Origin of the sequence: Streptococcus sp. HMSC061E03, from assembly GCF_001813505.1 — a bacterium.
GTDB lineage: Bacteria > Bacillota > Bacilli > Lactobacillales > Streptococcaceae > Streptococcus.
Window position 1 is genome coordinate 765,424 of the sequence record NZ_KV812784.1, and the last position, 6,618, is coordinate 772,041.

At 39.5% G+C, this 6,618-nt stretch carries 7 protein-coding genes and 1 riboswitch; all 7 genes read right to left on the minus strand.

The genetic code is table 11. The annotated features are described in order from the left end of the window. Positions 1-55 precede the first annotated feature (55 nt). The 7 genes from HMPREF2917_RS03830 to HMPREF2917_RS03860 all read right to left on the minus strand — a co-directional run bounded on the left by HMPREF2917_RS03830 (position 56) and on the right by HMPREF2917_RS03860 (position 6,221). Positions 56-1,315, minus strand: coding sequence for a nucleobase:cation symporter-2 family protein (locus HMPREF2917_RS03830; RefSeq protein WP_070589011.1), 1,260 nt, complete (start codon positions 1,313-1,315; stop codon positions 56-58). Beyond that, the gene (locus HMPREF2917_RS03835) at positions 1,315-1,896 is read right to left on the minus strand and encodes a xanthine phosphoribosyltransferase (RefSeq protein WP_003001484.1); all 582 of its coding nucleotides are present in this window, start codon (positions 1,894-1,896) and stop codon (positions 1,315-1,317) included. The genes HMPREF2917_RS03830 and HMPREF2917_RS03835 overlap by 1 nt, the downstream gene beginning before the upstream one ends. A 91-nt stretch (positions 1,897-1,987) precedes the next feature. Then, positions 1,988-2,083, minus strand: a riboswitch (purine riboswitch). After that, on the minus strand, positions 2,073-3,056 hold the full coding sequence (guaC, locus tag HMPREF2917_RS03840) for a GMP reductase (RefSeq protein WP_070589012.1): 984 nt from the start codon (positions 3,054-3,056) through the stop codon (positions 2,073-2,075). Its footprint overlaps the riboswitch before it by 11 nt. A gap of 181 nt (positions 3,057-3,237) precedes the next feature. Next, on the minus strand, positions 3,238-3,963 hold the full coding sequence (locus HMPREF2917_RS03845; RefSeq protein ID WP_070589013.1) for an alpha/beta fold hydrolase: 726 nt from the start codon (positions 3,961-3,963) through the stop codon (positions 3,238-3,240). Positions 3,964-4,005: 42 nt separating this feature from the next. Continuing rightward, entirely contained in the window at positions 4,006-4,602 is a 597-nt protein-coding gene (locus HMPREF2917_RS03850; protein ID WP_023918094.1) for a hypothetical protein, read from the minus strand. A 150-nt stretch (positions 4,603-4,752) separates the two neighbouring features. Further along, on the minus strand, positions 4,753-5,289 hold the full coding sequence (locus HMPREF2917_RS03855; RefSeq protein WP_023918092.1) for a hypothetical protein: 537 nt from the start codon (positions 5,287-5,289) through the stop codon (positions 4,753-4,755). A gap of 314 nt (positions 5,290-5,603) precedes the next feature. Then, positions 5,604-6,221 carry an SAP domain-containing protein gene (locus tag HMPREF2917_RS03860; protein WP_023918090.1) on the minus strand — a complete coding sequence of 206 codons (618 nt, stop codon included), beginning with the start codon at positions 6,219-6,221 and terminating at the stop codon, positions 5,604-5,606. Positions 6,222-6,618: the final 397 nt, after the last annotated feature.

Genomic DNA, 6,618 nt, shown 5'->3' on the forward strand with positions numbered 1-6,618 from the left:
TCTTTAAAAGTCAAAAAAACCGAAGATCCAAGGACCTCCGGTAAATTTGAGATAATTATTTGTTGCGGTTTAAAATAGCGTTGAGAACGATCGCCAAGACACTGGCAACGACAATTCCGTTAGCAAAGAACATTTGGAATCCTGTTGGAAGGCCATTGAAGAGGGTGCTGTTGTTCAAACCAACCCCTGCAGCAATCGATACAGCAGCGATCAAGAAATTGTGCTCATTGTGTTCAAAATCAACACGCGCAAGAATCTGCATCCCTTGAATCGATACAAAACCAAACATCACTAGCATCGCTCCCCCAAGAACTGGACTTGGAATGATTTGTGCCAGAGCTCCAAACTTAGGAAGGAGACCAAGAAGAACAAGGAAACCAGCCGCATAGTAGATTGGAAGACGAGTCTTGATACCAGACAATTTCACCAACCCAACGTTTTGTGAGAATCCGGTGTAAGGGAAGGTGTTGAAGATACCACCGAGGAGAACGGCCAACCCTTCAGCGCGATACCCATTGCGAAGGCGCGTGCTATTAATTGGATCTTTGGTAATATCAGAAAGAGCAAGATAGACACCTGTTGATTCAACCATAGAAACTGTCGCGATGATACACATCATGACGATTGAGGTAATTTCAAACTTAGGTGCTCCAAAGAAGAATGGTGTTGGAACGTGAACGACTGGTGCTTGCGCTACTGGAGTGAAGTCTACCAAGCCCATAGAAGCCGCAATGGCAGTACCTGCGATCAAACCAATCAAAATTGAAATGGATTTAATAAAGCCAGTCGTATAGATATTAACAACTAAAATGATGAGAATAGTCACCACAGCCAAAATCAAGCTTTGAACGGTTGGTTTTGGCGCATTATTTCCCATATTTCCAATCGCTACTGGAATCAAAGTCAAACCAATGGTGGTAATAACGGATCCCGTTACAATTGATGGGAAGAGATTGGCAATCTTAGAGAAGAAACCAGAGACAAGGATGACATAAATCCCTGAGACAATCAAGGCACCAAACATGGCACCACTACCATGGCTAGCCCCGATCATGCTGAGAGGAGCCACAGACTGGAAGGCAACCCCAAGGACTACCGGAAGACCGATCCCAAAGTATTTATTGAGCTGCACTTGAAGGAAAGTTGCGACCCCACACATGAAGATATCTGTAGAGATGAGATAGGTTAGTTGATGAGCGTTATAGCCCAAAGCTCCTGCGATCATAATCGGCACCAAAATAGATCCCGAATACATGGCCAAAAGGTGTTGCAAGCCTAGAATGGCCGCCTGTGAATGGCTTTCTTGTTTTTGCATTAGATGTCTGCCTCCTTGAATACAACCTGACCATTTTCAAAACGGTCCAAACGTGCGAGGGATACAACTGGATATCCCAACTCTTCTAACAATCCCCGTCCATCTTGGAAGGATTTTTCAATCACGATCCCAATCGCTTCGACTTGAGCCCCGGCTTGTTCGATGATTTGAATCAATCCTTTGGCTGCTTGACCATTTGCAAGGAAATCGTCAATGATCAAAACCTTATCTGATGGATCCAAGAATTTACCCGCAATTGAAACGGTGCTGGTCACTTGCTTGGTAAAGGAATAAACCTCAGCCGTCAAGATGCCCTCATTCATCGTGATGTTTTTCGCCTTCTTAGCAAAGATCATGGGAACATCCAAGGCTTCAGCTACATAAAGGGCAGGTGCAATCCCTGATGCTTCAATGGTTACGACTTTCGTCACACCAGCATCTTTGAACCGGTCAGCAAAAGTCTGACCAATTTCTTTCATCAATTTGAAATCCACTTGGTGGGTCAAAAAGGAATCCACCTTGAGGATATTCTCACCTAAAACATTGCCATCTTTTAAGATGCGCTCTTCAAGTAATTTCATACTTCCTCCTACTTTTTTAAAAAATCCTCTACTTCATTCACAAAACACAAAAAGGCCTGCTAAGCAAGCCTTGAAATCTCTCTAGAAAGAGAAATAGTCCCGACTTACTTATTGTTAGGTGTTCCGGCACCTTGTAGAAACATCACGCCCATTCGTGAAATAAATAAGTAATTCAATTAGTGTGCATCGCCATTCCAGATAGAATTCTTAACGATCACATAGTCAACATGTTTCAAATCTGCTAATTTCCGGCCTCCTGCATAAGAGATCGAACTTTGCAAATCTTGTTCCATTTCCGTTAAGGTATCTTGCAAATGACCCTTGGCAGGCAATAAAATCTTCTTACCTTCGACGTTCTTATATGCACCTTTTTGGTACTCTGAAGCAGATCCATAGTATTCTTTGAAAGACTCTCCATCAACCTCTACTGTTTTACCAGGACTTTCAATATGTCCTGCAAAGAGAGAACCGATCATGACCATAGAAGCCCCGAAACGAATCGATTTGGCAATATCACCATGGGTCCGAATACCACCATCCGCAATGATTGGCTTACGAGCTGCTTTTGAGCACCAGCGAAGAGCAGCCAATTGCCAACCACCTGTACCAAATCCAGTCTTCACTTTGGTGATACAAACCTTACCAGGACCGATTCCGACCTTAGTCGCATCAGCTCCCGCATTTTCCAATTCACGAACAGCTTCAGGTGTTCCGACATTTCCAGCAATGACAAAGGTATCTGGCAATTCTTTCTTGATGTGTTGAATCATCCGAATGACACTATCAGCATGACCGTGTGCGATATCAATAGTGATGTACTCAGGCGCATCTGCCTTTAATTGACTCACAAAGTCGTATTCGTATTCCTTAACACCAACCGAAATGGAAGCGATCAAACCTTGATCATGCATGCGTTTGACAAAAGGAATCCGACCCGCTTCATCAAAACGGTGCATGATGTAGAAGTAACCACCACGCGCCAACTGCTCTGCGACATTCTCATCTAAAATCGTCTGCATATTGGCAGGAACGACTGGAAGCTTGAAGGTATGCTTTCCAAATTGGACGGTTGTATCTGCTTCTGACCGGCTATTGATGATACATTTGTTGGGAATCAACTGAATATCTTCATAGTCGAAAATAGGAAATTCATTTAACATAGATTGAAAAATCTCTTTTCTAAAAACTGACCTACCTATGCGCAAGCGCATCGCTACGTCTCTTGACGTTTCCTTGATAGATTATACCAAAGATACGGACCTAATGCAATGGGAATGATTTTATAGGAAATAACGTTCGGAAATTACAAGAAAAAACCCGTTTCAAAAAGAGAAACAGGTTTTATTTATGAACATTTTGGAGCCAATTGTTCACTTCTCTAGCTACAATTTCAGGCGCCTCTGTATACAGTTCGTGCCCCAAACCTTCTAGCAAGACTTGCTTGATCTGGGGATCTAGTTGCTTCAGAGCATCTTTTCTCCATTCAGGTTCTTCTTGGTATCGAGGCCCGATAAAGAGGACAGGCAGGTCTGCCAGTGGAATCTGGTAAGTCTTGATCTGACGCCGTAGACGCAATAAAGCCATAACCTTTTCGAGATCCAGATTTAATTCATATTGTTCACTCACTGGATTCCAACGATAGCTAGCCTCTACTGCTTTTCGCGCTATAGGAGTAGGATCTGCTCCATCACCAAGTTCTGATAACACAGCCTCTTCTAAAGTCGCAAAAACTTGCTGCTGCATGAAGGATGATGTGTCATTTAGTTCTTCTTCAAGAGATAAGATCTTTTCCATATCCAGATAGCCACCATCCAGGAGAATCAAAGCCTGGATCTGAGGAAACTCAGTAGCCAGATAACGAGCCAAATCTCCACCCAAGGAATGCCCAAATAAGCAGATCTCTTCAGCCTGGCCAACCCGACCTTGGAACCAATCACGAAGATCGTTTTCTGTCTGAATCATTTCCCTATAGGGATCTAGAAAGGTCACAGGAAAGCCTAGCTCATCCATTAGTGGAGCCAGATGGTAGCTATTACCACCTAGGCCACCGATAAAATAATACTGCATGTGTTTTGTCCTTTCTTTTTCATTCTATTTCATTGGTTAGCGCTACTCTCTCGCGTCTCCTTTATGGAGTTCCGTATTATAAACAATTTCTGCACCAGGGCTTCCTTTATCATCCTTTACGACTCCTATTAACTGACCATCTTCTACTAATAATTCAATATTTTCATCTGTACTACTTGCCTCTGTGAGTATAGCTCTCTTAGGCAAATGCTCCTCATTTGAAACGTCTACAGGTTTGCCATTTGAGTCCAGTAACTCAATGACTTCATTGCCACCTCCATCAAAATCAAGAACAATGTCTGAAATCAATCCATAACTTAATGGAATAAATTTCTTTATTTTATCTCCCAGAGTAGCTTTATTTCCATACTTGTCATAGATCGTCGGACGCACATAGGCATTTGAGAATGTTGACCCTTCTTCAGTAACGTATATTGGGGAGAACTCAATCTTCTCAATCCCAGTATAGTGTTCTTTGATGTAGGTTCCGATTTGTTCTTCTAGCAAAAGAAAACCATGCTTATAGAGCTTTGTTGTTTTCGGTCCAAGATTCGGCTTCGTTAGTTTATTGTAGACAAAGTAACTACCGGATAGGATGAAAATTAAAATAGCAATGATCTTTACCCACTTTCTGCTCATCAGTCGCTCCTCCTTCTATCTACTTCAGTATAGCATATTTGGTTGGCTTTCCATCGCTATTCCTAACGAAACGGAATATAAAGATTTGAAATGTGGCGAAATTTTAAAGCATTTCACAGTCTCATGAAATACTTTTAAACTGTATTATTTTTATATGAATAGAAGACTAGTTCCTTCAGTTTTCTTGGTCTCTTCAATCCAATATTGCTCCTCTTTGGGGATCAAATGATCAAAACGTCCTGAAAAAAACTTCCATCCGTTTGGCACATATCTTTCGTAGTTTTTCATCCCCAGATGGTTTGAATAAAATTCTTCTTTATCAAAATCGATGAAAAGATCCGGAAGCAAGGCTTTTCCTTCCAGAATAATCTCTGAATTCAAGTTCTCCTCTTCCATTGAACGTTTGATCATTGAGATCAATTCTTCAACCGTCACCTTCAGCCAATCATCTTTATACATTTCTAAGTAGCTCTCAAGATTGCTTTTTGTAATCACATGAAGATTCTGCTGAATCTCAGGTAAATAGGAGAAATCAACATCCAGACCTGCTTCCTGGTATGCCTGAATATATTTATCGATATCCATTGTCCACATTTCGTTTGAACAAATATACCAGTTAAACTGATGATTTGCAATAACCCCAACAATATTTATTTCTGGTTTCTCTATCAATTGGTCTTTATTCACTAGTTTTTTCTCCCCTTCTCCTATCTACTTGTTCCGAACTGACAATAGGACTTACTTACCAAACATTATATATCTATGATACCGAATTATATTTTGACAAGCAAGTTAATGACCGAGTCGCTAACAAAAAAGCCAGCTAAAAGGGTTTAGCTGACTGATGTCATATCTAATAAATCTTTCTCTGCTCGATCATCTAGCAGAGAAAGCAAGTATCCCACATTCTCTTATATTCTATAAAACAAAAAAGCACTCTGCAAAAACAGAGTGCTATCGTCTTTAATACTTTATATTCCGTTCGACAAACTTGAAGTTGTTTACTTACAGTACTCCTCTATTTTGTAGCTATATTCTTTTAGAAGTCCCCGTGAATAAATTTTTTTATTTTTTGAATCTCTAACTTCATTCCAAAGGATAGCCGCAACTTTTAACTTGTTGGAGTAATGATTGCTAAATTCATCGGCACAAAAGTCTTTTAGAAATTGATTCCATTGGCAAGCTGAATTATCATACTTGGCGTAGTCTGACTCTCCATAGTATATTTTAATCATATCTTGGATTGTAAAATTTATGTTGTTGTCCCGTTTTACTTTTCTCCAAGCAGTTGCCATATCAGCATTAAACTTAAACGGATTAACACCTGTTACAGCTGAAAAATAATCACGAAATTTCTGATTAAAGGAAAACCCACATTCAAGTAATGATGTATTTAGGGTTATTATTTCGGTTTGATTTTTGTTTCTTTTCCTCAAAACTTTTTCTACTCTATTTCCCCTAAAATATTGTTCTATAATATGATTTAATTCTTTTTTTGTACATCTGTATTCTAATCCAAGGTACTTACAAATTTGTGAAAGCTCTTCTCGATACCAGTAGTATCTGTTAAATTCTTCAAATGATTTTATATCTCTAAAATCAGGTCTATGTTCTTCCAAATGCTCGCCTCTACAACTCCAAATTTATCTCATTATACCATAGATAATAAAAGTCATATCAATTTATACCCATGCCACATAAAGCTATAACAGAATATATTACAATCTTGTAATTACTGTATTTCTATTAAGCTTAACATTCTTATAAAATAAATAAGAAAAACAAACGATATAGTCCATCACTAGTAACAAGAAATACTAGAAGTTGAAAGATATAAAAACATTTAAATGGAAAGCATAGCAATAAACAAAACAGTCAGTAAAACGATGGTTTTGTTGTGTTGTTTCACTTGCTTTCTAATTTCCTCTTTTGACTTTATCCGCAGACGCCCTTTGTATTTTGATTTAGTCATGGAACTTCTAATAAGTTCGCTGACGTCCGTACTCACTTAAGGAA

Bases quoted from the DNA above. Each gene is read 5' to 3' on its own strand.
- HMPREF2917_RS03845 (WP_070589013.1), bottom strand. From the start codon at position 3,963: ATGCAGTATTATTTTATCGGTGGCCTAGGTGGTAATAGCTACCATCTG.
- guaC (WP_070589012.1), bottom strand. From the start codon at position 3,056: ATGTTAAATGAATTTCCTATTTTCGACTATGAAGATATTCAGTTGATT.
- HMPREF2917_RS03830 (WP_070589011.1), bottom strand. From the start codon at position 1,315: ATGCAAAAACAAGAAAGCCATTCACAGGCGGCCATTCTAGGCTTGCAA.
- HMPREF2917_RS03850 (WP_023918094.1), bottom strand. From the start codon at position 4,602: ATGAGCAGAAAGTGGGTAAAGATCATTGCTATTTTAATTTTCATCCTA.
- HMPREF2917_RS03835 (WP_003001484.1), bottom strand. From the start codon at position 1,896: ATGAAATTACTTGAAGAGCGCATCTTAAAAGATGGCAATGTTTTAGGT.